26 protein-coding genes are annotated in these 25,349 nt (G+C 64.1%); 12 read left to right on the plus strand and 14 right to left on the minus strand.

Annotation, left to right across the window (positions count from 1 at the left end):
- Positions 1-6: 6 nt before the first annotated feature.
- Positions 7-1,908: an ABC transporter ATP-binding protein gene (locus tag FJW03_RS17540; protein ID WP_140759868.1), complete on the minus strand. Its 1,902-nt coding sequence runs from the start codon at positions 1,906-1,908 to the stop codon at positions 7-9.
- 28 nt (positions 1,909-1,936) lie between these two features.
- Positions 1,937-2,332, minus strand: coding sequence for a hypothetical protein (locus FJW03_RS17545; protein WP_140759865.1), 396 nt, complete (start codon positions 2,330-2,332; stop codon positions 1,937-1,939).
- Positions 2,333-2,778: 446 nt separating this feature from the next.
- Here FJW03_RS17545 and FJW03_RS17550 point away from each other — a divergent pair, with 446 nt between their 5' ends.
- A complete protein-coding gene (locus tag FJW03_RS17550; protein WP_140759862.1) occupies positions 2,779-3,237 on the plus strand; it encodes a tRNA (cytidine(34)-2'-O)-methyltransferase in 459 nt (152 codons plus the stop codon).
- Positions 3,238-3,396: 159 nt separating this feature from the next.
- A complete protein-coding gene (soxR, locus tag FJW03_RS17555; protein WP_140759859.1) occupies positions 3,397-3,843 on the plus strand; it encodes a redox-sensitive transcriptional activator SoxR in 447 nt (148 codons plus the stop codon).
- Here soxR and FJW03_RS17560 read toward each other — a convergent pair.
- Positions 3,840-4,097 (minus strand): hypothetical protein, encoded by a 258-nt coding sequence (locus tag FJW03_RS17560; RefSeq protein ID WP_023770299.1) that lies wholly within the window; start codon positions 4,095-4,097, stop codon positions 3,840-3,842. The genes soxR and FJW03_RS17560 overlap by 4 nt on opposite strands.
- Before the next feature lie 214 nt (positions 4,098-4,311).
- On the opposite strand from FJW03_RS17560, the gene hemF reads away from it, so the two are divergent.
- Positions 4,312-5,226 carry an oxygen-dependent coproporphyrinogen oxidase gene (hemF, locus tag FJW03_RS17565; RefSeq protein ID WP_140759856.1) on the plus strand — a complete coding sequence of 305 codons (915 nt, stop codon included), beginning with the start codon at positions 4,312-4,314 and terminating at the stop codon, positions 5,224-5,226.
- A 110-nt stretch (positions 5,227-5,336) separates the two neighbouring features.
- Here hemF and FJW03_RS17570 read toward each other — a convergent pair whose 3' ends face one another.
- Positions 5,337-5,765: a hypothetical protein gene (locus FJW03_RS17570; protein ID WP_181173101.1), complete on the minus strand. Its 429-nt coding sequence runs from the start codon at positions 5,763-5,765 to the stop codon at positions 5,337-5,339.
- A gap of 255 nt (positions 5,766-6,020) precedes the next feature.
- On the opposite strand from FJW03_RS17570, the gene FJW03_RS17575 reads away from it, so the two are divergent.
- From FJW03_RS17575 to FJW03_RS17585, 3 genes are all read left to right on the plus strand, one after another.
- Positions 6,021-6,206 (plus strand): DUF1059 domain-containing protein, encoded by a 186-nt coding sequence (locus FJW03_RS17575; RefSeq protein WP_140759853.1) that lies wholly within the window; start codon positions 6,021-6,023, stop codon positions 6,204-6,206.
- A gap of 292 nt (positions 6,207-6,498) precedes the next feature.
- Positions 6,499-7,077: a hypothetical protein gene (locus FJW03_RS17580; protein WP_140610741.1), complete on the plus strand. Its 579-nt coding sequence runs from the start codon at positions 6,499-6,501 to the stop codon at positions 7,075-7,077.
- A gap of 6 nt (positions 7,078-7,083) precedes the next feature.
- Positions 7,084-8,142 carry a S8 family serine peptidase gene (locus FJW03_RS17585; RefSeq protein WP_226890390.1) on the plus strand — a complete coding sequence of 353 codons (1,059 nt, stop codon included), beginning with the start codon at positions 7,084-7,086 and terminating at the stop codon, positions 8,140-8,142.
- A 103-nt stretch (positions 8,143-8,245) separates the two neighbouring features.
- On the opposite strand, the gene FJW03_RS17590 is transcribed toward FJW03_RS17585, so the two are convergent.
- Genes FJW03_RS17590 through FJW03_RS17600 form a run of 3 tightly spaced genes read right to left on the minus strand, consistent with a single transcriptional unit; the run spans position 8,246 to position 10,766 of the window.
- A complete protein-coding gene (locus FJW03_RS17590) occupies positions 8,246-9,508 on the minus strand; it encodes a CCA tRNA nucleotidyltransferase (protein ID WP_140759850.1) in 1,263 nt (420 codons plus the stop codon).
- Entirely contained in the window at positions 9,505-10,137 is a 633-nt protein-coding gene (locus FJW03_RS17595) for a CoA pyrophosphatase (RefSeq protein ID WP_140759847.1), read from the minus strand. The genes FJW03_RS17590 and FJW03_RS17595 overlap by 4 nt, the downstream gene beginning before the upstream one ends.
- Positions 10,137-10,766, minus strand: a complete 630-nt coding sequence (locus FJW03_RS17600; RefSeq protein ID WP_140759949.1) for a DUF1285 domain-containing protein — start codon at positions 10,764-10,766, stop codon at positions 10,137-10,139. Before FJW03_RS17600 ends, FJW03_RS17595 begins: the two co-directional genes overlap by 1 nt.
- Before the next feature lie 142 nt (positions 10,767-10,908).
- On the opposite strand from FJW03_RS17600, the gene FJW03_RS17605 reads away from it, so the two are divergent.
- The 4 genes from FJW03_RS17605 to FJW03_RS17620 all read left to right on the plus strand — a co-directional run bounded on the left by FJW03_RS17605 (position 10,909) and on the right by FJW03_RS17620 (position 17,851).
- Complete coding sequence (locus FJW03_RS17605; RefSeq protein WP_140759844.1) at positions 10,909-11,913, plus strand: AAA family ATPase; 1,005 nt, start codon at positions 10,909-10,911, stop codon at positions 11,911-11,913.
- The gene (locus FJW03_RS17610; protein ID WP_140759841.1) at positions 11,913-12,890 is read left to right on the plus strand and encodes a DUF58 domain-containing protein; all 978 of its coding nucleotides are present in this window, start codon (positions 11,913-11,915) and stop codon (positions 12,888-12,890) included. Before FJW03_RS17605 ends, FJW03_RS17610 begins: the two co-directional genes overlap by 1 nt.
- Positions 12,887-15,709: a DUF4159 domain-containing protein gene (locus FJW03_RS17615; RefSeq protein ID WP_140759838.1), complete on the plus strand. Its 2,823-nt coding sequence runs from the start codon at positions 12,887-12,889 to the stop codon at positions 15,707-15,709. Before FJW03_RS17610 ends, FJW03_RS17615 begins: the two co-directional genes overlap by 4 nt.
- Before the next feature lie 63 nt (positions 15,710-15,772).
- Positions 15,773-17,851 (plus strand): hypothetical protein, encoded by a 2,079-nt coding sequence (locus FJW03_RS17620; protein ID WP_140759835.1) that lies wholly within the window; start codon positions 15,773-15,775, stop codon positions 17,849-17,851.
- Positions 17,852-18,106: 255 nt separating this feature from the next.
- Here FJW03_RS17620 and clpS read toward each other — a convergent pair whose 3' ends face one another.
- From clpS to FJW03_RS17640, 4 genes are all read right to left on the minus strand, one after another.
- Positions 18,107-18,412, minus strand: a complete 306-nt coding sequence (gene clpS / locus FJW03_RS17625) for an ATP-dependent Clp protease adapter ClpS (RefSeq protein WP_010911143.1) — start codon at positions 18,410-18,412, stop codon at positions 18,107-18,109.
- A gap of 140 nt (positions 18,413-18,552) precedes the next feature.
- Positions 18,553-18,867, minus strand: a complete 315-nt coding sequence (locus FJW03_RS17630; RefSeq protein ID WP_140610747.1) for a hypothetical protein — start codon at positions 18,865-18,867, stop codon at positions 18,553-18,555.
- A gap of 163 nt (positions 18,868-19,030) precedes the next feature.
- On the minus strand, positions 19,031-19,303 hold the full coding sequence (locus FJW03_RS17635) for a hypothetical protein (RefSeq protein ID WP_140610748.1): 273 nt from the start codon (positions 19,301-19,303) through the stop codon (positions 19,031-19,033).
- A gap of 37 nt (positions 19,304-19,340) precedes the next feature.
- Entirely contained in the window at positions 19,341-19,640 is a 300-nt protein-coding gene (locus FJW03_RS17640; RefSeq protein WP_140610749.1) for a hypothetical protein, read from the minus strand.
- A 280-nt stretch (positions 19,641-19,920) separates the two neighbouring features.
- Between FJW03_RS17640 and FJW03_RS17645 the strand changes: the two genes are divergently transcribed.
- Both FJW03_RS17645 and FJW03_RS17650 read left to right on the plus strand, forming a co-directional pair.
- Entirely contained in the window at positions 19,921-20,637 is a 717-nt protein-coding gene (locus FJW03_RS17645) for a response regulator (RefSeq protein ID WP_140745521.1), read from the plus strand.
- Entirely contained in the window at positions 20,634-22,043 is a 1,410-nt protein-coding gene (locus tag FJW03_RS17650) for an ATP-binding protein (protein ID WP_140759833.1), read from the plus strand. Before FJW03_RS17645 ends, FJW03_RS17650 begins: the two co-directional genes overlap by 4 nt.
- A 65-nt stretch (positions 22,044-22,108) precedes the next feature.
- Here the strand turns inward: FJW03_RS17650 and choV are convergent, their stop codons facing one another.
- From choV to FJW03_RS17665, 3 genes are all read right to left on the minus strand, one after another.
- Positions 22,109-23,290: a choline ABC transporter ATP-binding protein gene (choV, locus tag FJW03_RS17655; RefSeq protein WP_140759830.1), complete on the minus strand. Its 1,182-nt coding sequence runs from the start codon at positions 23,288-23,290 to the stop codon at positions 22,109-22,111.
- Positions 23,287-24,141, minus strand: coding sequence for a choline ABC transporter permease subunit (choW, locus tag FJW03_RS17660; RefSeq protein ID WP_140610753.1), 855 nt, complete (start codon positions 24,139-24,141; stop codon positions 23,287-23,289). Before choW ends, choV begins: the two co-directional genes overlap by 4 nt.
- 135 nt (positions 24,142-24,276) lie before the next feature.
- Entirely contained in the window at positions 24,277-25,212 is a 936-nt protein-coding gene (locus FJW03_RS17665) for a choline ABC transporter substrate-binding protein (RefSeq protein WP_140610754.1), read from the minus strand.
- Positions 25,213-25,349: the final 137 nt, after the last annotated feature.

The following is a 25,349-nucleotide window of genomic DNA, read 5'->3' on the forward strand; positions in this document are numbered from 1 at the left end:
CGGCCATCATTCTGCGGCTTGCCCCTTTGCGCCAATATCGTTGGCAACACTATCGTTGGCGGCGTCGGTCGGGATGTCCTCGAGCAGGAACCCGCCCGACTGGCGCTGCCAGAGCTGCGCGTAGAGCCCACCCCTGGCGACGAGTTCCTCGTGCGAACCTTCCTCGATGACACGGCCCTGGTCCATCACAACGAGCCTGTCCATGGCGGCGATGGTCGACAACCGGTGCGCGATGGCGATGACGGTCTTGCCTTGCATGAGCTTGTAGAGATTCTCCTGGATGGCTGCCTCGGCTTCGGAATCCAGTGCCGACGTCGCCTCGTCAAGGATAAGTATCGGGGCGTCTTTCAACATAACGCGAGCGATGGCGATGCGTTGCCGCTGGCCGCCCGACAATTTGACGCCACGGTCGCCAACATGGGCGTCGAAGCCCTTGCGGCCATTGTGGTCCGAGAGCGCGCCGATGAAGTCCAGCGCCTCGGCCCGCCGTGATGCCTCCACAAGCATCTCGTCGGTGGCGTCGGGCCGGCCATAGAGAATGTTGTCGCGCACCGAGCGATGCAGCAGCGAGGTGTCCTGCGTGACCATGCCGATCTGGGCACGCAGCGAATCCTGCTTCACCCCGGCGATCTCCTGGCCATCGATCAGGATGCGGCCGGCTTCGAGGTCGTAAAAACGCAGCAGAAGGTTGACCAGCGTCGACTTGCCGGCGCCCGAGCGGCCGACAATGCCGACCTTCTCGCCCGGCTTCACGGCCAGCGACAGGTTTTCGATCACGCCTTTCTGCTTGCCATAGTGGAAGCGGATGTCCTCGAAACGGATCTTGCCTTTGGAAACCGTGATCTCCTTCGCATCCGGCCTGTCCTCCACCAGGCGCGGCAGCGAGATCGAGGCGATGCCGTCCTGCACCGTGCCGATGTTCTCGAACAGGCCCGACATTTCCCACATGATCCACTGCGACATGCCCCACATTCTGAGCACCAGGCCGATGACCACGGCGACCGCGCCGATCGTTACCGCCTGGCCAAGCCACAGCCACAGCGAGATGGCGGTAACCGAGAACAGGAGAAGCGCGTTGAGGATGTAAAGCGAGCCGAAAAGCACCGTCACCAGCCGCATCGACCGATAGACCGTGTCGAGGAAGCCCATCATGCCTTCCCTGGCGAAGGCGGCCTCACGGCGCGAATGGCTGAACAGCTTGACCGTCTGGATGTTGGTGTAGCTGTCGACGACACGGCCGGTCATGGTCGAGCGCGCATTGGCCTGTTCCTCGCCGACCTTGCCCAGCCGAGGGATGAAATAGCGCAGCAACAGGATATAGCCGACCAGCCAGACAGCCAGCGGGGCGGCCAGCCGCCAGTCGGCGGAACCGACGATGAACAGCATGCCGAGGAAATAGACGATGACGTAGTTCAGAACGTCGATCACCTTGATGACGCATTCGCGCACGGCGAGTGCCGTCTGCATCAGCTTGGTGGCGATGCGGCCGGCGAATTCGTCCTGGTAGAAGCTCATCGATTGTTTGAGCAGGTAGCGATGCACCTGCCAGCGGATGCGCATGGGATAGTTGCCCATCAGCGTCTGCTGGTTGAGCAGCGAATGCAGCCACACCGTGCCAGGCAGCGCGAACAGCACGATGAAGGCCATGCCGGCGAGCTTCCAGGCCTCCGTCTGCAGGAAGGTTTCGCGGTTCTGCCCCGACAGCCAGTCGACGATGCGGCCGAGGAAGCCGAACATCCACACTTCGGCGATGGCGATCGCCGTCACCAGCACCGCATCGGTCAGGATATAAGGCCATGCGCCGCGCGTATAATGCAGGCAGAAGGCGACCAGCGTCTTGGGCGGCTCGACCGGTTCCGCCGCGGGGAACGGATCGAGCCTTCTTTCAAACCAGCTAAACAACAACATAGGTCATGCCTGTGAATCTGTTTTCCGCTTAGGCGGCCTGACGACGTACGAAGTCCCCGGACCGCATGGCGCGAGGGGCCGACGGTCCGGAATCATCCGGACCGTCGGCCCTGCTTCGCGCAATATAGGGACTCGCGGGCTTTTCGCCGACAGCATCGTTCGATGATGCCGCCGGCGTGGTGCCGACAATCCGGATCTTCGCGCCGGGCCGGATCAGCCGGATGATGCGGCGCACCAGCGACGGGCGGCTCGGATCGGGAACCGCGCGCGAGAAATCGACATCCGGCAGCATGCCGCGATGCGGGCGGCGGCGGACTTCGGCATGAACCGCCGACGCATAGGTATCGCCGATCAGCAGCGCCCAGGTCGGCAGCCGGTGGATATGCAGGCTCCTCGAGCCCGGTATTCTGTAGGGATCGAACATCGGTCCGTCCTCCGTGTGAAAATAGAGATGAAAAGGCGAAGCAACATCGTCCGCCGGCATTCGGCCGGAGGCGCGGATTGCATCAGTCTGGACACGACTGAACGAGTCGGTCCGGACGTCTTCAGGTGGGGCGTTCAGCCCTTTTGACTTTTTGAAAAACATCGCAGGATTCCTTCAGGAGCCGAAAAAACGTTTCGGCGGGAATCGGTGCGATCAAGTCTTAGAGAGTCAGGAGAATTGTCGTACCGAAACCGCCAGCAGGCAGGTAAGCCCACGGGAGGGGCGCTGGATGTGCATGGTCATCATGAAATACCCCTCCATCGGTTCGGGTTGACAATGGTGCTGACATACCCGACTTCGCAGAAAATGGCCACCCGCAGGTCCAGGAATTTCCAAAACCGCCAGCCCGCTGTGGCCGATCTGCCACTTATTAGAAGGATGCGGAAATGAACTGTCGTCTCCGCATCGCGCTCTACCAGCCTGACATTGCCGGCAATACCGGCACAATCCTGCGCTTCGCCGCTTGCCTTTGCCTTGGCGTCGACATCATCGAACCGGCCGGCTTTCCGCTCTCCGACAAGGCGCTCAAGCGCGCCGGCATGGACTACCTCGAAATGGCTGCCCTGACCCGGCATGTCGACTGGCAGGCCTTCGAGGAATGGCGTAAGGCCGGCGCGCGCAGGCTGGTACTTCTGTCGACCAAGGCGACCACCGCCTATACCAGCTTCGGCTTCGCCGACGGCGACATATTGCTGTTCGGCCGCGAATCCGCGGGCGTGCCGGATCAAGTCCACCAGGCGGCGGACGCACGGCTGACCATCCCCATGCAAGGCACCGCGCGCAGCATCAACGTCGCGCTTTCCGTCGCCATGGTGGCTGGCGAAGCCGTCCGGCAGCTCGGATAGGATCCGCGGTCCATCGACGGCACCGCCCTTGCCGTCGCCGGCGACAGCGGTTTCTCCGGTCATTCTTACCCAGGCGCACATCGCCTTCTCCTTATTTGCCCAATCGACATCTCTTCGCTACAAGCTCAACTTAACTTGAGGTCAAGCGGAAAGTGGGACATGGCACCTGTAACGGAATTGACAGTCGGCCAGGTGGCCAGGCGCAGCGGTGTCGCGGTTTCGGCGCTGCATTTCTACGAAGCGCGCGGACTGATCCGCAGCCACCGCACGTCAGGCAACCAGCGGCGCTACGCCCGCGACGTGCTGCGTCGGGTGGCGATCATCAAGGTGGCGCAGGAGGTCGGCATTTCGCTTGCTGAAATCAGTGCCGCACTTGAATCTTTACCTGAAGGCCGCACGCCGACACGTGAAGATTGGAATCTGCTTTCAACGGCTTGGCGCGATAGCCTCGACCTGAAAATCAGCCAGCTAAAGAAGCTGCGCGACGGGCTGACCGACTGCATCGGCTGCGGCTGCATGTCGATCGACAAATGCCCGCTCAGGAACAAGGGGGATCGGCTGGCTAGCGAAGGAACGGGCGCGAGGCGCCTGTTGGTCGAGCGTTAATCCGCTGCCGGCAGCCGCCTGATGGTGAACTCGATCAGATCCCCCGGGCGCTCGAACCAGCTTTCGATCTCGGTCCAGTAGGCCTGTTTGGGGAAGCGCTCGAACCATTCCTTGGCCTTCAGGCGGGCATCGGAGCGCGGCAGGACGAAGGTCTCGCGCAGGAAACCGTCACGCGGCATGCGCGCGCGTTCGGCCCGGCTCTGGTCGAGCCTTTTCTTCAGGCCATCCAGCGGCGGTCTTGCCGGGGTGCGCATGAAAAAACTCCTTGCACCGCAGCACATGGCCCCGAAACCGGACCCGCGTTTCGGAAAGGATCATGCGCCAAACCAAGTCTTGCAGCGTTCCTTGCGCGTCCAAAGGACGCGTGGTGCCGCAATGACACTTGACCGTGTTCCCTAACAGATTAGGGATCGCGCCCGGAAAAGACGAGTCTTTTGTGGACTCACCGCCCGCAACCGGAGACGGCACTTGGAACGACCCGAAATACCGGCTGGCCTGCCGGCCGACATCGAAGAGAAGAAGATGAAGGCACGCCTGTGGTTCGAGGCGCTGCGCGAACGCATCTGCGCCGCCCTCGAGCAGATCGAGCAGGATCTGCAAGGCCCTCTGGCCTCATGGTCGCCAGGCCGCTTTGAAAAGACGCCTTGGGAACGCGACGCCGGCAGGGGCGGCGGCGGCACCATGGCGATGATGCACGGCCGCGTCTTCGAGAAGGTGGGCGTCCATACTTCGACGGTCCATGGCGAGTTCTCGCCCGAATTCAGGAAGCAGATGCCCGGCGCCGAGGAAGACCCGCGCTTCTGGGCCTCCGGCATCTCACTGATCGCGCACCCCTGGAATCCCAACGTGCCGGCCGTGCACATGAACACGCGCATGGTGGTCACCTCAAGCCAATGGTTCGGCGGCGGCGCCGACCTGACGCCGGTGCTCGACCGCCGCCGCACCCAGGACGATCCCGACACGGCAGCCTTTCACCGCGCCATGGAGTTCGCTTGCGAGAAGAACGCCGGCATTGCCGACTACCCGAAGTTCAAGACCTGGTGCGACGAGTACTTCTTCCTGCCGCACCGCAATGAGCCGCGCGGCACTGGCGGCATCTTCTTCGACTGGCTGCATTCAGCCGAGGACAAGGGCGGCTGGAATGCCGACTTCAACTTCGTCCAGGATGTCGGACGCTCCTTCCTGGTCGTCTACGGCCACCTCGTGCGCGCCAATTTCAACGAGAACTGGACCGACGGCGACCGCGACGAACAACTCATTCGCCGCGGCCGCTATGTCGAATTCAACCTGCTTTACGATCGCGGCACCATTTTTGGCCTGAAGACCGGCGGCAATGTCGCATCGATCCTGTCCAGCCTGCCGCCGGAGGTCCGCTGGCCGTAACAAGATGGTGAGCCCGGTGTGAGCCGCATTGCTGTCCCATTTCCCCGAATGGGGGGCGAATGGGGCGTCGGACTTTCTTTTTCGTCTAATAGCCATCGGAAAAGATTGGGCTATTTGTCGGGGCGGGTGGGAAGCGCCGGCGGTTTGCCTAAGCGTTCCAGGAAAACTGCAAAGCGGTTTTCCGTTCGGAATTGCATCAGGACAAAGCGAATCGCGACTCGACGCATCCGGACGGCCCAGGACGATGCGGGCGCCAAAAGGATGCCCGCCCTTTCCCAGGAGTATTTCGCAAGGCGCAAGATCATTGTTTCGACTGCCGCGGCTGCCTTCTTGCTTCCGGTTCGGTGGCGTTCGCCGCCGTCAAGCACACCACTGGAACGGTCAAGACATTCGACGCGGCGGCCATGAGCCTTGTGCTCGACGACGGATCTTCTTTTACGCTCTCCAAGGCCTTCAAAGGATCCTGGCCTGAAGGCCGGCGAAAAGGTCAGAGTTTCATGGGACATGAGCGGCAAGAACAAGGTTGCCGAGGCGGTCAAGATCGTGAAGTGACGCCTGTCCGCAAGGGCGCGGCGAGACGATGTCCGGCCTGCCGCCTGCGGTAGGCTACGAGGGGTAAGCGTAACGGGGCGGAGCAGCGCTGCTCCGCCTTTTGCCCATTGACGGCAACCAACATCGCCCCATCTGTGTTATGCTCACCCGCTCGATGATCCGGAGGTGCAACTCGGACGGGCCACGAGCCAAAAAGCGTACCGGAGCCTGACCAGGTTTCACGGAGGAAAGGGAGAAATCCGATGAAGGAATTTCACTGCGGGTCGCTCGTTCCCGGCTGTGAATGGCACACCCGTGCCAACGAGGAAGCCGAAGTGATGCGCCGTGCCGTCGAACATATGCGCGAGATACATGGTGAGACCATCATCCGCGAGACGATGATCGAGGCGATCCGTTCGCGTATCCAGAAGGCTCGCGACGCGGCGTAGGTCTTGGCGCTTGGGTTTGTGGCAAGAGATAAGCGTCGGCGCTCAAGATTGGCTGTAAAGCAGATAGAACAGCGTTGGGCCGCGGCGTCCGCGATGGGCGTTTGACGCGATCGCGAACGTCATGCCGCCAGATCTCGCAGGGCCAAAAAATTATATTCGCCTTAACTAAAGTAAACCCGGCGGTAACCGATCCGTGCCATTGTCGCACCGATAATCCGGCTACAGCGGGCTGCAAGAGGAGCCCGTCGCCATCAGGCACTGGTCCGGAATCGGTAGGCGAGGTGTTTCGCGCATGCGCGAAAAGTCCGGCAATCGAGAGAGTTTCCGCTCGGCGGCGCTCCTCCTGTGCGCGCTCCTTGAGGGGTCCCCGGCTATTGCCCAGGAAATGACGACATCGTTGGTCGACATCCATCAGGGCTCGCCACTCAGCGATCGCGCGAAGGGCCTGGGCAACGGCGGTTACGAACTGCAGAACGGAAACCGGGTATCGTTCAACCAATGGTACCGCGCAAGCTGGGTCGACATGCACGTGGACCTGCTGACCCAGGTCACCGAGGATACCGGCATCCTTTGGGGCTTTGGAACCGGAGAAGAGGGCGAGAAGTATCGGATCCAGCCCAGCCTGAAGCTTGGCTTCCTCACCCAGATGCATCCGAATCCGAACAGTACGCTTTCCCTGTCGCTCACCACGACCTTCGGCGGCAAGCTCACCGAAAAGGCCTGCGAAGCCGATTATGGCGACTTCGGTACCTACAGCGTCAATTGCCGCCTCGCTGCCAGCCAGATGGCACCTGAGGAAACGCTGAAATATCTGGTTAACGCTAAACCGGAGAGCCAGCATCTCTGGCTGAACTACCGTGTTAGTTTCTGATCGCCGATGCCTTGGATCGAGAAAACCATCTCGCCGAAGTTCGCGATCGCCCGTCCCAGTTTCTTGTTTGACCGGAGTTGGAACATGTCAGGTAATCACTTGAAATTCGGTATCGCCCTCGCTTTCGCCATGCTGTCGGCGCCGATCGCGTCGGCACAGGAGGCTCCCGATGCGGACGAAATGGCCGCGCTGTGCCATGGCGGCCTATCCATATGCGTGAGCGCAACAATCCCGACCGCGCGTACGCAAGCTGCCACACCAGGATGGATGAGCCCCGACGTCGGTGCCGCATGGGCGGCAGGCTACAAGGGGCAGGGCGTCACCATGACCATCGTCGACGACTTCAGCAGTTCGTCGCGCTTCTCCGGTAACTTCGGCGTCGGGGTTCAAAACCAGCGGCACGGTGAATGGACCCGCGAGGAAGCCGGCATGATCGCGCCCTGGGCGAGCATCAGATCTAAAGACTTCTCCACAGGTTCGGCGGTCTCGCTAGCGCCCGGCCGTAACGTGCTCAACCTCAGCTACGGGATGTACACGACCGCAGGCTACAGCGTGAACCAGATCGGGTGGGCACCGGAAGAGGCTTCGATCATCTCCTATGCCAGCAGTGGATCGGCCATCATCTCGAAGGCGGCCGGCAACGACTCCGTCGCGGTCGGGGGTGTCACGAACGGCCAGCAGGACTATCTCAATCTCGCCCTGATCGGCAAGCAAACAGCAATCTTCGTCGGCGCGCTGTCGACGAATGGCACGACAACCAACAAGGCGCAGCTTGCCTGGTACTCGGACTACGCCGGCTCCAATCCGCTGGTGCAAAGCCACTTCCTTGTCGTTGGTGTCGATGGAAGCAAGACAGGCCTTTATGGCACCTCCTTCGCCGCGCCAATCATTTCAGGATATGCGGCGATCATAGGCAGCAAGTTCACCAAGGCCACGCCGTCCCAGATCACCAACGATCTGCTCAATACGGCTCGAACCGACACCCTGGTCAACTACAGGGCCTCCGTCTATGGTAAAGGCGAAGCGAGCCTGTCACGCGCCCTGGCTCCCGTGGCAATCAGGTAGATGGGCAATGCATATCTCCCAAAGTGGCCTTGGGAGAACGACAGGCATCGAGACAAAGACCTGATCCAAAGCGCGGCGCGTGATCCGTTTCGACGCGACGCGTTCAGGTTTCAAGTGCCTTTGCGGCGCGCTCAAGCAACGCGCCGCGATCAAGCGCAAACCCCGCCTCGATCCATTCCGCCTCAAGGTTCTTGAGGATTTCACCGAGCTTTGGCCCCGGCGTTGCGCCGAGCGCGGTCAGATCGGCGCCCTTCAGCGGAAACACTGGTTTTTCCCATTTGAGCGCGAAGGCAAGCAGGCGCGAAAAACCGCCGGCTTCGAGCAGCGCGTCATTGTCCTCGGCGGCGCGCATCCGCACCGATGCAAGCGCCAGCCGCAGGCGATCGACAAACCCCTGCCGGTCGCCACGGTACAGCCTTTTCGCCAGTTCGCCCTCGGTCGTCCTCGACGCGACTGCGGTGGCCACCGCCCAGTGGCGCAACCGGTCTGCTCCGCCGGTCGACAACCTGAGGCGCTCGGCGAGCGTTTTCATGCGCGCGGCGTCCGGCGGCACGATCGCCTCCAGCCGCAGCATCGGATCTGTCGCCCAGCCCAGATCCTTCTCGGCCTTGGTCAGCCCGTGGATCGCATCGATGCCCCATTTCTCGCTTTCCGGCAGTGCGGCGGTCAAGACGCTCGCCTGGCGCATCCAGAGCAGCGCCCGCGAGGGATCAGGCGCCGACAACAGCTTCTTCAGTTCGGACCAGATGCGTTCGGCCGAAAGTTGCGCCAACCCGTCCTTCAGCCGGGCGCAGGCCTTCAGCCCCTCGGCGTCCGGCCGGCCTTCGCCATACCAGGCGAAGAAGCGGAAGAAGCGCAGGATGCGCAGATAATCCTCGCGGATGCGCGCCTCCGGGTCGCCGATGAAGCGCAGCCGGCGCGCCTCGATGTCGGCGACGCCGCCGACAAGGTCGACAACCGTCCCGTCAGCCTCGGCGTAGAGCGCGTTGATGGTGAAATCGCGCCGCTCGGCATCGAGCTTCCAATCGCGGCCGAACGACACCCTGGCGTGACGGCCATCGGTTTCGACATCGGCGCGCAAAGTGGTGATTTCATAGGGCTTGCCGCCGGCGACCACCGTGATCGTGCCATGCTCGATGCCGGTCGGCACCGTCTTGAAGCCTTCCGCCTCGGCGCGGCGGACCGTTTCCTGCGGCAGGCAGGTGGTGGCGATGTCGATATCGGCGACCGCCTTGCCCATCAGCGCATTGCGCACGGCGCCGCCGGCGACACGCGCCTCCTCACCGCCCTCGGTGAGCGCGCCAAGCAGGCGCTGCAGATGCTTGTCGCCGAGCCAGTCGGCCCTGCCCGCGATCGATACACTCACGCATAGAGCCTTTCATAGAGCGTGCGGATGATGCCGGCGGTGACGCCCCAGATGCGCCTGTCGCCATAGGGCATGTCGTAGAAGAACCATTCGAGATCGTTCCACATGCGGCTGTCGCGTTTGTGGTTCACCGGGTCCATCAGGAAGCGCAGCGGCACTTCGAAAGCGGCATCGACCTCGTCGGCGTTCAAGGTCAGCTCGAAGCCGGGTCGCACGATGCCCAGCACCGGCGCGATGCGGTAGCCGCTGCCGGCGACATAATCGGGCATGCGGCCGAGGATCTCGATGCGATCGCCGCCGAGGCCGATCTCCTCGAAGGTCTCGCGCAGCGCCGTTGCTTCCGGGCTGGCGTCGGTCGGGTCGATGGTGCCGCCGGGAAAGGCCACCTGCCCTGAATGGCTGCGCAGCTTCTCGGCCCGTTTGGTCAACAGAACCGTCGCCTCGCCGTCATGATCGACCACCGGGATCAGGACCGCGGCATTGCGCAGCGCCTTGTCCTGTTTGAGGCGCGGATGGCCGGGATTGAAGCGGTGATCGCCATAGTCGTCGTCGGCATGCGCTTGCGGCTGCGCGGCAAAGCGCGTGCGAAAATCCGCCGATGAAAACGGCGCCGGCGCCATATGGTCCATCACGCGCTCAGCTGTTTCAATTGGTCGGCCGGCATGATCGCGAACACCGCTCCCTTGGAGCGCACGGCGAACATCGTCCTGCCGTCGATCTCGACCTCCTCGCCATGGCCGACCAGCTCGTACATGACAGGCCGCGCCACCAGCGCCTCCAGCCTGCCGCGCACCAGCACATAGGGCTTCAGGCCTCCGGTCTCGTCCTCGTCGACGAAACGCAGCGGCCGCTCCGGTCCGGCCTCGACCACGTCGCCGACATTGGTGCGGAAGGTGATGATCTGTTCGCCGCCGCGGCCCGAAACATCCATCTCGACGGCGATGAAGGGCGCATCGGCGACGCGGATGCCGACCTTTTCCACCGGCGTTACCAGATAGGTCCTGCCGTCGGCATCCTTGCGCAGCACTGAGGAAAAAAGCTGGACCAGCGGCATGCGGCCGATCGGCGTTCCCAGGTAGAACCAGGTGCCGTCAGCCTTGATCTCCATATCGAGATCACCGCAAAAGTCGGGATTCCAGTGCTCGACCGGCGCCGCGCCCTTGCCGGCACGGGCCGCACGCGCGATCAGCGCCTCGAGGCCCCGCGCCTCGGTGGCATCGGTAAGGCTTTGTTCGCGATGTGGCGAGTGTTCCGTCATGGTCACGAAATAGTCACTGTTGTTCCGCTTGTCAGCCTAAGTCTGTGATTTAAATTCGAACATAGGCGCTACGCGAGGCCGAATCGCGGCACCTATGGTATGGTGCGAGCCGGTATTTCCAAACCAAAGGGATCGATGCGGCATGAGCGTGATGGTCAAGGAAAGCCCGATCAGCGAAAAGGACATGGTCGCCGAGGCCGAGAAGGCGCTCGCCGACATTTCCAGGATCCGCGACGGGGTCGGCCGGGTGATCTTCGGTCAGGAGAACGTCGTCGAGCGTACGCTGGTGGCGTTGCTTGCCGGCGGCCATGCGCTTCTGGTCGGCGTGCCGGGCCTTGCCAAGACCAAGCTGGTCGAGACGCTGGGCGTCGTGCTCGGCCTCGATTCGCGCCGCATCCAGTTCACGCCCGACCTGATGCCGTCCGACATCCTCGGCTCCGAGGTCATGGAGCAGGACGAGACCGGCAAGCGATCCTTCCGTTTCATCTCCGGGCCGATCTTTGCCCAGCTTCTGATGGCCGATGAGATCAACCGCGCCTCGCCGCGCACCCAGTCGGCGCTGCTGCAGGCGATGCAGGAGTATCACGTCACCATTGCTGGCGCCCGCCATGATCTGCCCTCGCCCTTCCACGTGCTGGCGACGCAGAATCCGCTGGAGCAGGAAGGCACCTATCCGCTGCCCGAAGCCCAGCTCGACCGCTTCCTGATGCAGGTCGACATTCTCTATCCCGAGATCGAAGCCGAGCGCCGCATCCTGCTGGAGACCACCGGCGTCGAGGACGCCAAGGCGACCAATGTATTGCAGCCCGCCCGGCTGAAGGAGATCCAGACGCTGATCCGGCGCATGCCGGTGCCCGAAAGCGTCGTCGAGGCGATCCTCACCCTGGTGCGCTCGGCGCGTCCGGGCCAAGGCAATGCCGAAACCGACAAGCACGTCGCCTGGGGTCCCGGTCCGCGCGCCAGCCAGGCGCTGATGCTGTGCACGCGTGCCCGCGCCCTTTACGATGGGCGCCTGGCACCTTCGGTCGACGACGTGCGCGCGCTTGCCGAGCCGGTGCTACAGCATCGCATGGCGCTCACTTTCGCCGCCCGCGCCGAAGGCACCACCGTTCGCGACGTGGTGGCGAAGCTCGTGAAAGGGATTTGATGGCGCGAATCGGCGAGGTCCAGGCTCCGGCAGCGACGCGCGACGCGCTCGCCCGCGGCCGGTTGCGGGCTTCGCTTGTGCCGGACCTGCTGGTCGAGGCGCGCCGCATCGTCAACACCATGATCGCCGGCTGGCATGGCCGTCGCAAACGCGGCATCGGCGAGAATTTCTGGCAGTTCCGGCCCTATGTGGAGGGTGACGCCTCGCGCATCGACTGGCGCCGCTCGGCCCGCGACGACCATACCTATGTGCGCGACCGCGAATGGGAAGCCGCCCATACGGTCTGGCTGTGGGCCGATCCCTCGCCCTCTATGCTCTACAAGTCGACGGGCGCCGGCGTCTCCAAGCAATCGCGCGCGCTGGTACTGGCCCTGGCCATGGCCGAACTGTTGTCGCGCAGCGGCGAACGCATCGCCTGGCCTGGCCTGACCGATCCGTTCACCGCGCGCAACGGCGCCGAGCGTATCGCCGCCCAGTTGATGCATGCCGGCGACTTGCCGGCAAAGCCTGACCTGTCCGATATCAGGCGCTTCTGCGACATCGTCATCGTCAGCGATTTCCTCGATCCCGTCGAGGAAACCATGGCCTGGCTCGACGTCCTCGCCCGCCACGGCGTGCGCGCCCATCTTATCGAGGTCGCCGATCCGGCCGAGGAAACCTTCCCCTATGCCGGCCGCACGGAGTTCACCGATCCGGAGACCGGCGACAAGCTGACCGCAGGACGTGCCGAGATGCTGGGCGATGAATACCGCCTGCTCTATACCGCCCGCCGCCAGGAACTGGCCGGCTGGTGCAAGCGGCTCGGCTGGAGCTTCACCGTCAACCACACAGACCGGCTGGCTTCCGACGCCCTGGTGCGCCTGCACATGGCAATGACCGCCGATGGCTCTTATGCCCGGCCGACCTCTGGTCGTGCCGGGCTGACCTCTGCTCTTGCCGGGCCGACCTCCGGTCAGCCTGGAAAGGCCGTGGCATGAGCTGGCTGCCGCTCTCCTTTGGCGCTCCCATGGTGCTGTGGGGCCTGCTGGCGCTGCCGGTGATCTGGTGGCTGCTCAGGCTGACGCCGCCCAAGCCGCAGACCGAGATCTTTCCGCCGCTGAAGATCCTGGCGCGCGTGCTGAAGCGCGAGGAGACGCCGCAGCAGAGCCCCTGGTGGCTGACGCTGCTCAGGCTGCTAATGGCGGCGCTCATCGTCGCGGCATTGGCCGAACCGGTCTTCAATCCGCGCGAGAAATTGCCGGCCGAGGGTGCGGCACTTGCGCTGGTCGTCGACAATGACTGGGCCAGTGCCGCCGACTGGAATAAACGTGTCGCCACCGCCGAACGGCTGATCGCCGATGCCGGCTCCAACGGCGTGCCGGTCATCCTTGCCTTTACCGCCGAAAAGCCCAATGCCGAGATCGGCCCCTTCGATGCCGCCGCCGCGCTGAACCGGCTGCGTGCCGCCAAGCCGCGGCCGATCCCGACCGACCGGCCCGCTGTCTATGCCCGCGTCGCCGGCGCGCTGGAGACCTTGCCCGGCGCCAGCGTCGCCGTGCTGGCCGACGGCCTGGCCGCCAAGGGCGACGAGGCCGCCTTCAACACGCTCTTGTCGAAAAATGCCTCCCGCATCGTGTGGGCAACCGCGGACCGGCTTTCCCTGACCGGCCTGATCGCGGCCGACAACCAGGTTGATGGCTTTGCCCTGACCGCCATCCGCGCGCCGGGCGATCCTGCTCCCGCGCAGGTCACCGCGGGTGCTTTCGACGACAAGGGGCGTCGCATCGCCGATGCGACGCTGACCTTCGCGCCCGGCGAAGCCACGGCCACGGGCACCATGACGGTGCCGTTCGAGTTGCGCAACGACTTCGCCTCGATCGCGCTCGACGGCGAGCACCACGCCGGTGCGGTGCGCGTGCTGGATGAAAGCTCCAAGCGCCGCCGCGTCGGGCTGCTGTCGCAGGCCGAAGCCGACCAGGCGCAGCCGCTCCTGTCGCCTCTCTACTACATCAGGCGCGCGCTGCAGCCCTTCGCCGATCTGGTCGAACCCTCCAGCGCCGACCTAGCCGACGCCATCCCGCAGATCCTCGACCAGAAGCCGGCGATGATCATCATGGCCGATATCGGCACCATTCCGGCGCAGGTGCGCCAAAGGCTGGTCGACTGGGTCGACAATGGCGGCACGCTGGTGCGTTTCGCCGGCTCGCGGCTGGCGGCCGCCGGCAATGACGACGACCTTCTGCCGGTCCGCCTGCGCACAGGCGAGCGCTCGCTCGGCGGCGCATTGTCATGGACCTCGCCACAGCCGGTGACCGAATTTCCGAAGGCCGGCCCCTTCGCCGACCTGGCGCCGCCCACCGAGGTCACGGTGAGCAGGCAGGTACTGGCCGAGCCGACACCCGACATCGTCGAGCGCACCTGGGCCGCCCTTGCCGATGGCACGCCGCTGGTCACCGGCTTGAAGAAGGGCAAGGGCACGCTGGTGCTGTTCCACGTCACGCCCGAGGCGACCTGGTCGAACCTGCCGATATCGGGCAGCTTCGTCGAGATGCTGCGCCGCATCGTGCAGCTGTCACGCAACCAGGGCGCGGCGATCGCGAATGCCGAAGCCGCCGCCACGTCGCTGGCGCCCTATCGCATGATCGCGGCCGACGGCTCGCTGGTGCCGCCGACACCGGATGCACGTCCACTGGTGCCAGGCGCCGGCGCGCTGCCGGTGACTATCGAGAATCCGCCCGGCCTCTATGGCTCGGAGACCGGTGTCTTCGCTCACAACCTGCTTGATGCCGCGAGCACCTTCGCGCCGCTGGCGCGCCCGCAAATCACCGTGCCGGTTACCACGATCCAGTATGCCTTCGATGAATCGCGCAACCTGAAGGGTGGGCTGGTCGCGGCAGCCCTGGTGCTGATGCTGCTCGACACGCTGGCGGTGTTGTGGATGGGCGGCCTGTTTTCGCGCCGGCCGCGCCGTGCCGGCGCGGTGGCAACCACCGCCGCGATCCTGATTGCGCTTGGCGCGCTGTTTGGCCATGCCGATCTGGCCCGCGCCGATGACGCCAAGCCGGGCGACGAGGCCGCGATCGCGGCGATCTCGAAGACCCGCATCGCCTATGTGCTGACCGGCGTGCCGGGCGACGATTCGATCAGCCGCGCCGGGCTCGAGGGCCTGACCCGTTTCCTGATCGAGAAGACCGCCCTGGAACCGGGCGCGCCAGCCGGCGTCGACATATCGAGGGACGAACTGTCCTTTTATCCCCTGATTTACTGGCCGATCAATCCGGCGGCGCCCATGCCGAGCCAGGCCGCGATCGCTCGCATCGACGCCTATATGCAGCAGGGCGGCACGGTGCTGTTCGACACGCGCGACCAGTTCGCCAACGGCATCGGCGCCAATTCCACCAGCCCTGCGACGGAACGGCTACGCGACATCCTCGGCAACCTCAACGTGCCGCCGCTGGAGCCGGTGCCGTCGGACCATGTGCTGACAAAATCCTTCTTCATCCTGCCCGAATTTCCCGGCCGTTTCGCCGGCAGCCCGCTCTGGGTCGAGGCATCGCTCGACGCCAGCAACGCCGACAACCGGCCGGTGCGGACTGGCGACGGCGTTTCGCCGATCATGATCACCGCCAATGATTTCGCCGGCGCCTGGGCGGTCGACGAGAATGGCGACCCTCTGCTGCCGACCGTGCCGGCCGACCCGATGCAGCGCATGTATGCGCTGCGCGCCGGGGTCAACATCATGATGTACATGCTGACCGGAAACTACAAATCCGACCAGGTGCATGTGCCGATACTGCTCGAACGGCTGGGGCAGTAGGATGAGGTTCTTTGTTACGCTCCCCACGCGGATCGGCCCCTCCCCACAAAGGGAGGATAAGGCATGAACTGGTCGATCTCCTTCGAACCGCTGATCTCCTGGCCGCTTTGGGCCCTGGTGCTTGTGCCGCTGGCGCTGCTTGCGCTTGTCGGCCTGTGGTTTCGCCAGCGCGGCGCGATCCTGCGCTTCGTCGCCCTGCTGGCGCTCGCCGCCGCCCTCTTCAATCCGGTGTTCCTCAATGAGGAGCGTGATCCGCTGAAGAGCGTGGTTGCCCTGATCGTCGACCGCAGCCAGAGCCAGGATATTGGCGACCGCACCAAGCAGACCGACGAGGCGCTCGCCGGGCTGCAACAGCGTCTTGGCCGCTTCAAGCAGTTCGACGTCCGCGTCGTCGAGGCCGGCAAGTCCGACGCCGCCGAGGAGCGCACCGAAACCCGGCTGTTCAGCGCGCTGGAAGGCGCCTTCCGCGACGTGCCGCCCTCGCGTGTCGGCGGCGCCATCATGATCACCGATGGCGAGGTGCACGACGCGCCTCCGGGCGCGCCCGACTTCAACGCTCCGCTGCATGCGCTGATCACCGGCAACGAGCACGAGAAAGACCGCCGCATCCGCTTCGAGAACGCGCCGCGCTTCGGCCTCGTCGGCAAGCCGCTCGACATGACCTACCGCGTCATCTCGACGGAGAACGAGAGCGGCCCTGTCGATGTGCGTGTCTCGGTCAATGGCGAACAGGTTGCGGTCGAGCACGCCACCGTTGGCCAGGCGATGCCGCTGCAGGTGACCATTCCGGGCGCCGGCCGCAACATCATCGAACTCGCCATCGACCGCGAACCGGGCGAATTGACCGATACCAACAACCGCGCCATCGCGCTGGTCGACGGCATCCGCGAGAATTTGCGCGTGCTGCTCGTCTCCGGCGAGCCGCATGCCGGCGAGCGCACCTGGCGCAACCTGTTGAAATCCGACGCCTCGGTCGATCTCGTCCATTTCACCATTCTGAGGCCCCCCGAGAAGCAGGATGGCACGCCGATCAACGAATTGTCGCTGATCGCCTTCCCGACCCGCGAGCTGTTCGTCGAGAAGATCAAGGATTTCGACCTCATCATCTTCGACCGCTACCAGCACCGCGACGTGCTGCCGATCCTCTATTACGACTACATCTCGGAATATGTCGAAAAGGGCGGCGCGCTGCTGATCGCCGCCGGCCCCGAATATGCCGGAGAAAGTTCGATCGCGCGTACACCGCTGATGTCGGCCCTGCCCGCCATGCCGACCGGCGAGGTGGTCGAAAAGGCCTTCTATCCACGCCTGACCGATCTCGGCCAACGTCACCCGGTGACGCGCGGCCTCGACGGTTCGGCCACAGAACCGCCGCACTGGAGCCGCTGGTTCCGCACCATCGGGGTGCAGAACCCGCAAGGCGAAGTGGTGATGAAGGGGGCCGACAACCGGCCGCTGCTCCTGCTCGACCGCAAGGGCGAAGGCCGTGTCGGCATGCTCCTGTCCGATCAGGGCTGGCTGTGGGCGCGCGGCTTCGAGGGCGGCGGTCCGCATGTCCAGCTCTACCGGCGCATCGCCCACTGGCTGATGAAGGAGCCTGAGCTCGAGGAAGAGCGGTTGACCGCCGAGGGACGCGGCATGGTGCTGGAGATCCGCCGCCAGACGATGGCCGACCAACCCGGCCCGGCACAGATCATCACCCCCTCCGGCAAGACTTTGACGGTCAAGCTCGAGAAGTCCGAGCCCGGCGTCTTCCTCGGCAGCGTCCAGACCAGTGAGATCGGCCTCTTCCAGGTCGCCAATGGCGATCTCACCGCGCTGGCCCATGTCGGACCGGTCAACGCGCCGGAATTCGCCGATGTCGTCTCCACCGAGGACCGGCTGAAGGCGCCTGCGGAAGCCACCGGCGGCAGCGTGCGCCGGCTGACCCCGTCCGCCGCCACTGGCAGCGAGGTGAGCCTGCCTTCCATCGTGCCGGTGCGCTCGGCCGGCGCAGCCTCCGGCAGCGACTGGATCGGCCTGCGCACCACCGACGACAGCGTCCTGAAGGCCGTCTCGCGCGTGCCGCTGTTCGGTGGCTTCCTCGGTCTCGGCCTGTTGCTTCTGGCGATGGGCTCGATGTGGTATCGCGAGGGAAGATGAGCTTCCCTTCTCCCCGTCTCTATACGGGGAGAAGGTGCCGGCAGGCGGATGAGGGGGTGAGAAGCGGTCCGCATGGCGGACGAAAAGCCAATTGCTTGGCTTTTCGAGCTTCGAACGCCCTGAGCCTGCGAAGGGCCGCCATTGCGCCATGGCTCCCGGCCCTTCACGGCATGGGGCGTCTGTCGGGGCCCCGTTGCCTCCGGCAACAGCGTTCGCTCGCCCTCACATGAATTCACCCACGGCGAACCGGCGGCTCTACTCCTCCGGCTCCGTCGTGAACAGCAGCGGGTAGCCCTTGGCCTTGCCGGCGTCGGTGGCCCGCGTCGCCTTGGTTTCGGCGACATCCTTGGTAAAGACCGCGACGACGCAGACGCCGCGCCGGTGCGCGGTGATCATGATCCGGTGCGCCTGGTCTTCGCTGAGCTTGAACTCGCCCTTCAGCACCGTCACCACGAATTCGCGCGGGGTGAAATCGTCATTGATCAGGATGACCTTGTAGAGCTTCGGCCGCTCGGTCTGCGGCTTGACCTTGGTTCGCGGTTTTGTGGTGATTTCTGGCATCGGAACCGGCAGTTTCCCGATCGGGCTTCGCCTCGCATTTTGCCACGCGCGGCAGCGATCGTCCATTTTGGATTGGCATGCAGACCGTCGGCGGGCCGGCCCGGTCATTCACGTTCATGTGGGAAATTGTCGGTCGCGGTTCAACGGCCCTGACGGCCGAAGATGCGGCGATTTGCGTCGGCATCCGCCCGGTGTTCCATCCATGCCGCGATCGGCCACGCGACGACGCAGATCAGCGTCACGCTGGTGAGCAGGATCAGCAGCCAGGTCTGTGCCGGCGTGATGTAGTCCCACTTGCTGGAAATGGCTGGCGCAAACAGCGAAGGCTCTGTGCGCCCGCTCGCCGGATCCGGCACCGGGCTGGCGGTGAGCAGGATCAGCACCCTGGCAATGCCGGTGGCAACCAGGCCGCCGAACACTATCGAACGCAAAATGGACGAAAGCCGCTTCTTCATGCGGGCAGTCCTACAGGGCCGGCGTTGCAAACGGGTTAAGGCAGGTCGAAGCGCGTGACCGGAAGCCACCGGTGCTCAGTTTCCGATCAAGCGCATGGCAGAAGGCCGCCCCAGCCGGTTTGCGGCTAGGGCGGCCTTGATGGAGAGGTGTCCTGGGACCTGATTAGGCCTTCTTCGGAGCAGCCTTCTTCGGAGCAGCCTTCTTGGCGGATTTCTTGACCGGGCACTTATGCTTCTTGGTCACCTTGCAGGCCTTCGCGGCCTTCTTCATCGGAGCAGCCTTCGCGGCCGGAGCGGTGGCGGCAGGCGCAGTGGTGGTCGTGGTGGCAGCCGGAGCAGTGGTCGTGGTCGTGGTGGCGGCGGCGTTGCCGAGAGCCGGCATCGAGAAGGCGAGAGCAACGGCGAGACCGAGGGCGGACAGGAGGGACTTTTTCATGGCTACGTTCCTTTTTCTTGCGGGTCGAGTTTGAGCGTCACTGAACTGGGTCGTTCGGTGTCACTCCAAGCAGCTTCAAAGCGTTGGCGAGCATCCGGATGCCCTGCGCCTGTTTCTTGGCGGCGCAGTACCGGTTGCCCTTTCTCTGAAGTGCCTTTGCCGCGGTGACCTGCGTTGCCGTGGCATGGGTTTCGAGTGCTTCATCAAATTGGTGGCTGAGATTGGCGCACCGTTCAGTCCGGGTGAGCGGCGCCTTTGCATCGGATTGTCCAACAGCGGTGGTGACCAGGCCAAGACCCAGCAACGCACCCAACAGACTGATCGACAACCTTGGCATCGGTTTATCCGCGAACCCGGAGACTATCGTCGCAGCCAATGACCTGACCGCCACGGCACCGTTATGCCGCCCTACCTTTTCAGGAGTTTTTCCGGATTGTAGAATTTTGTTTCTGGATTGTTTCTGGCTCGCCGGCGGAAAGCCGCCAAATGCTCTCTATGCGGGAAAGCGGAATTCCTTCCACCTTAAAATGCAAGGCACTGGCCAACATATGGCCCGAATTCTATCGTGTGGCTCAGCCACCAAGAATCGCTTTGCCGGCAACCGAGACGGGGCACCTGTGAAATCCGACGCACACATACTGATCGTCGACGACGACAAGGGCATCCGCGACCTGCTGCAGGAGTTCTTCCAGAAGCGGGGCTTGCACACTTCGGTTGCCGCCGATGGCACCGAAATGGAAGCCATCCTGCGCCGTGCGCAGGTGGATCTCATCGTGCTCGACGTCATGTTGCCCGGCAAGAGCGGGCTGGAATTGTGCCGCGAACTGCGCGCCCAGTATTCGACACCCATCATCATGCTGACCGCCGTCACCGAGACGACCGACCGGGTTGTCGGGCTGGAGATGGGCGCCGACGACTATGTGCCCAAACCCTTCGACCCGCGCGAGCTGCTGGCGCGCATCCGCGCCGTGCTGCGGCGCAATGGCGCCGCCGAGCCGAAGCGCGCCACCCCCAAGCAGATCTACCGCTTCGCCGGCTGGACGATGGACTGTTCGCGGCGCCGGCTGACCGCGCCCGACGATGTCAGGGTCGAGCTGACCATGGCCGAGTTCAACCTGCTGCAGACTTTCGTCAGGAGCGCGCAGCGCGTGCTGACCCGCGACCAGCTCATCGAGCTCTCCGGCGGCGATAGCGACTATTCCTTCGACCGCAGCGTCGACATCCTGGTCAGCCGGTTGCGGCGCAAGATGGAAGATGATCCCAAGACGCCCAAACTGATCCTCACCGTGCGCAGCGGCGGCTACCAGTTCCTGCCCGAGACGACCTCCGAATGAGACGTTTCCTGCCGCAGACCTTGCCTGTCTGGGTGCTGCTGATCGTCATTGCCGGCCTTTTGATCAGCCAGGTGGCGACGCTCTATATCGTGGCGCACGACCGCGCCGCCGCCAACGACGTGGTCGATCTCTACCGCCTCAACGACCGCGCCTATTCGCTGGTGCAGCTGATGAGCGGCGCCACGCCCGAGGAGCGCAAGGCGACCGCCGCGGGCCTGTTCAACTCGACCTATGCGCTCACCGTGTCGGACACCCCCGCCGTCACCTCCTCGATCGCCGGCGACGACGAACTGGCCGAACTGGAAGACATCCTCGTCGGCCGGCTGTCGAAGTTCGGCGTCACCGACGCGCGCGTGCGGCGCGACCCGGCGACGCGCGAGGCAGACGACGCCGGCGGCATGGTGTCGGGCCCCGATATCGGTCAGGTGGAACGCGACCTGCTGGTCCTGGCCGCCGACTTTGCCCAGAGCGACAAGCTGACTGCCTCGCTGCGCTTCGCGGACGGCCAGTGGCTGAACTTCACCGAGCCGATCACGCCCGTCGGCCCGATCCTGAGCGTCGACAGCCTGCCGCTCTACTCGCTGATCGCCGGCCTGGTGGTGATCATGTCGATCTGGTCGCTGCGCCGGCTGACGGCGCCCTACCGGATGATGGAAACCGCCGTGAACCGGATCGGCAAGGACCTGAAGAGCCCGCCGATCGCCGAGTCGGGCAGCCGGGAGGTCCAAGCAGCCGCTAGGACAATCAACGCCATGCAGGCCAGGCTGCGCGAATATGTCGAGGATCGCGAACATCTTGCCGCCGCACTCGCGCATGACCTGCGCACGCCGATGACGCGCATGCGGCTGCGCCTGGAACTGTTGCGCAAATCGGCGGTTCGCGAGGCGCTGGCGCATGATCTCGCCGATGTCGAGAGCATCGCCAGTTCCGTGATCGACTTCGCCACCTTCGAGGTGACCGAGGAGAAGAACGAACGCATCGACTTCTGGTCGCTGGTGGAATCGATCGCCGACGCCTATCCGGATGTCTCCTTCGACAATGACGATACCCGCTCGCGCGGTCTGATTTGCATGGCGCGGCCGGTGGCGCTCAGGCGCTGCGTCACCAATCTGGTGCAGAACGCCGTCACCTACGGCAAGAAGGCACATCTGAGCCTCCATCGCTCGGACGGCACGATCACCCTCGCCATTCGCGACGAAGGGCCTGGCATACCGCAGGCCCAGATCGATGCCGTGTTCGGCTCCTTCGTCCGGCTGGAACAGTCCCGCAACCGCCAGACCGGCGGTCTTGGTCTCGGCCTCACCATCGCGCGCAACATCGCGCGCGCCGCCGGCGGCGAGATCCGCCTGTCCAATCATCCGGATGGTGGACTGCTGACGGAGTTGCGCCTGCCGCTGGCGACCTGAATTAAGCTATCTTCCGGCGACCAATTCCAGACGGAAAGCCGTTTCACACTTTTCCTGAAATTGCTCTATCGCCGCAGCACCGCGCTCAGCACGTCGCGGATGCCGATCGCGCCGACAAAACGCGACTGGTCGTCGAACAGCGCCACCGGTGCCGTCTGCGAACGGTGCATGGCCAGCATCACTGTCTTCAGCGACGTGCCGGGATTGGCCCAGAACACCTGGGCGCTCTCCTCCGGCTGTCTCTCGACATCGGCGCAGGACACCCACACCGCCGGCTTGCCGTCGCGTTCGGCCGCCGCCACCAGCCCATGCTCGTCGATCTTGAAGCGCGTCGTCTTGCGCCGGTCGAGCCACACCCAGCCGTCCGTGCCGTGTTCGAGGTCGCGGCGGTCGCGCATCACGTTCCAGGCGGTCAGCACCGATAGCGGGTTCACATTGGCGATGAAATCGCGGACATAGTCGTTGGCGGGCCTGAGCACGATGTCCTCCGGCGCGCCGGTCTGGACGATGCGGCCGCCCTCCATGATGGTGATATGGCTGCCGATCTTCAGCGCCTCCTCGAGGTCGTGGCTGACGAAGATGATGGTTTTCTTCAATTCCGCCTGCAGCTGCAGCAATTCGTCCTGCAGCTTGGTGCGGATCAGCGGGTCGAGCGCCGAGAACGGCTCGTCCATCAACAGGATCGGCGCCTCGGTGGCGAAGGCGCGCGCCAGCCCCACGCGCTGCTGCATGCCGCCCGACAGCTCATGGGCGTATTTCTTCGACCACTGGTCGAGATTGACCAGCTTGAGCTGCTTGTGCACGCGTTCCTTGCGTTCGGCGTCCGGCACGCCGGCGAGTTCGAGACCGAGGCCGACATTTTCCTCCACCGTGCGCCAGGGCAGCAGCCCGAACTGCTGAAACACCATCGCCACCTGCTTCTGCCGCAGCCGCCGCAAGGTCGCCTCGTCGCAGGTGACGACATCGACCGTGCGGTCGCCGTCCTTGACCAGGACCTGTCCACGCGAGACGACATTCAGGCGGTTGACGGCCCGCAGCAATGTCGACTTGCCCGAACCGGACAGACCCATGAGCACGGAAATCTCGCCCTCGTGCACGGTCAGGCTGGCGCCGGCGCAGCCCAGCACATTGCCGGTCTTCTCGAGTATCTCGGCGCGCGTCGCGCCCTTGTCGATCATCGCCAGCGAGCCCGCCTGATCGGCGCCGAAGACGATGTCGACGTTCCTGAAATCAACGGCGACGGTCATTTCTTGCCTCCAACGCCAATGCGGGTCATCCGGTCGAGCACGATGGCGAGCACGACGATGGCCAAGCCTGCTTCAAGCCCGAGATCGATGCGGCGTGAGCCGAGCGCGCGGTTGATCTCGGTGCCGAGGCCGCCGGCGCCGATCAGGGCGGCGAACACCACCATCGACAGCGACAGCATGATCGACTGGGTCAGCCCCGCCATGATGGTGGGCAGGGCCGAGGGCAATTCCACCTTCCACAGGAGCTGGCGCTTGGTGGCGCCGAACGCCTCGCCTGCCTCGATGATCGACTTTGGCACGGAAACGACGCCGAGATGAGTAAGCCGGACAGCGGTCGGGATGACGAAGATGATGGTGACGATGAGGCCGGGCGCGTTGCCGAGACCGAACAGGGTGAGCACCGGGATCAGGTAGACGAAGGTCGGCAGCGTCTGCATCAGGTCGAGCACCGGCAGCATGACGCGATAGACCTTCGGCTTGTGCGCCGCCCAGATGCCGAGCGGCACGCCGATCGCCATCGCCATCGCGGCGGCGGCGACGACCAGCACCAGCGTCTGCACCGTCTGCTTCCAGAGGTTCTGGTTGATGATGAAGATCAGGCCGAGGAAGACGGCAATGGCGAGCGGCCGCGAACGCTGCAGCAGCCAGGCAATGACGGCGATGACGAGCGCCAGCAGCACCGGCGGGACCATCAGCAAAAGGTTGACCAGCCCGTCGAGGATGAAATTGAGCCCGTTGGAGAAAGCTCTGAAGACGGTGTCGAAATTGTCGGTGAGGAAACCGAAAAACGACTTTCCCCAGGCGCCGATCGGGATCTTGTGATCGACCATGAATTTGGAAATCGGATCCATCTCACCCCTCTTCCGCCGGAGCTCTGTCTTTGGCTCCGTACTGTCGCGACGTCATCTTGTCACAGCATATGAAAAAGGGCAGCCTTTTCCAGATGGCTGCCCTTTTCTTTCGGTCATGCCGAAATCAAAGCCGGCTCAACCTCCAAGCGCGGTCTTGACCGCCGCCGCCGCATCGCCGCCGTCGAAGGTGGTGACGCCGGCAATCCATGGCTTGACCGCGTCCGGATTTTTCTTCAGCCAGTCGGTCGCGACCGTCTGGGCGTCGCCGCCCTTCAGGATGGCGTCCATCATCTGGCCTTCCATGTCGAGGTTGAACTTCAGGTTGGCGATGAACTTGCCGGCATTCGGGCACTCGGTTGTGTAGCCCTTGCGCACATTGGTATAGACGGTGGCCGCACCGAAGCCGCTGTCGCCCATGCCGTCGAGATAGGTGATCTTCATGGCGCCCATCACCGGATGCGGCGTCCAGCCGAGGAAGGCGATCCACTCATTGTTCTTCATCGACTGCTCGGCCTGCGTCAGCATGCCGGCCTCCGAGGACTCGACCAGCTCGAACCCGGCGAGGTTGTCCTTCGGGTTCTTGATCATGTCGAGGATGATGCGGTTGCCGTCATTGCCGGCTTCGATGCCGTAGATCTTGCCGTCGAACTTGTCCTTGAACTTGCCGAGGTCGGTCAGCGACTTGACGCCGGCATCCGCGACATAGGTCGGCACGACGATGCCATAACCGGCGCCGGTCAGGTTCGTGCTGATGGTCTCGACCGAACCGTCGGCGGTGTAATCCTTGATGTCGTTGGTCATCGACGGCATCCAGTTGCCGAGGAAGACGTCGAGGTCCTTGTTCTTGAGCGACGCCATCGTCACCGGCACCGACAGCTGGATGACCTTCGGCTCATAGCCGAGCGCGGTAAGCAGCACCGAGGCGAGGCCGGTGGTGGCCTGGATGTCGGTCCAGCCGACATCGGAGAGACGAACAGTCTTGCAACTCGCCGGATCGCCGGCAAAGGCGGCACTCGTGGACAGGAAAGCCGCCAGGCCGAGGCCGGCGACGAAAGAATTCATACGCGACATGTACTTTCTCCCATTGCGATTCTTTGGCGAGGCGAAGTTACGGTTTTTCTGCCCGCCTTGTTTCGTCAGCCAAACACCATTCTCGTGCGGTTTCAAGCATCAAGGCAATCACGATCAACGGCGCGGGCTGGCCAATC

Origin of the sequence: Mesorhizobium sp. B4-1-4, assembly GCF_006439395.2 — a bacterium.
Lineage (GTDB): Bacteria > Pseudomonadota > Alphaproteobacteria > Rhizobiales > Rhizobiaceae > Mesorhizobium.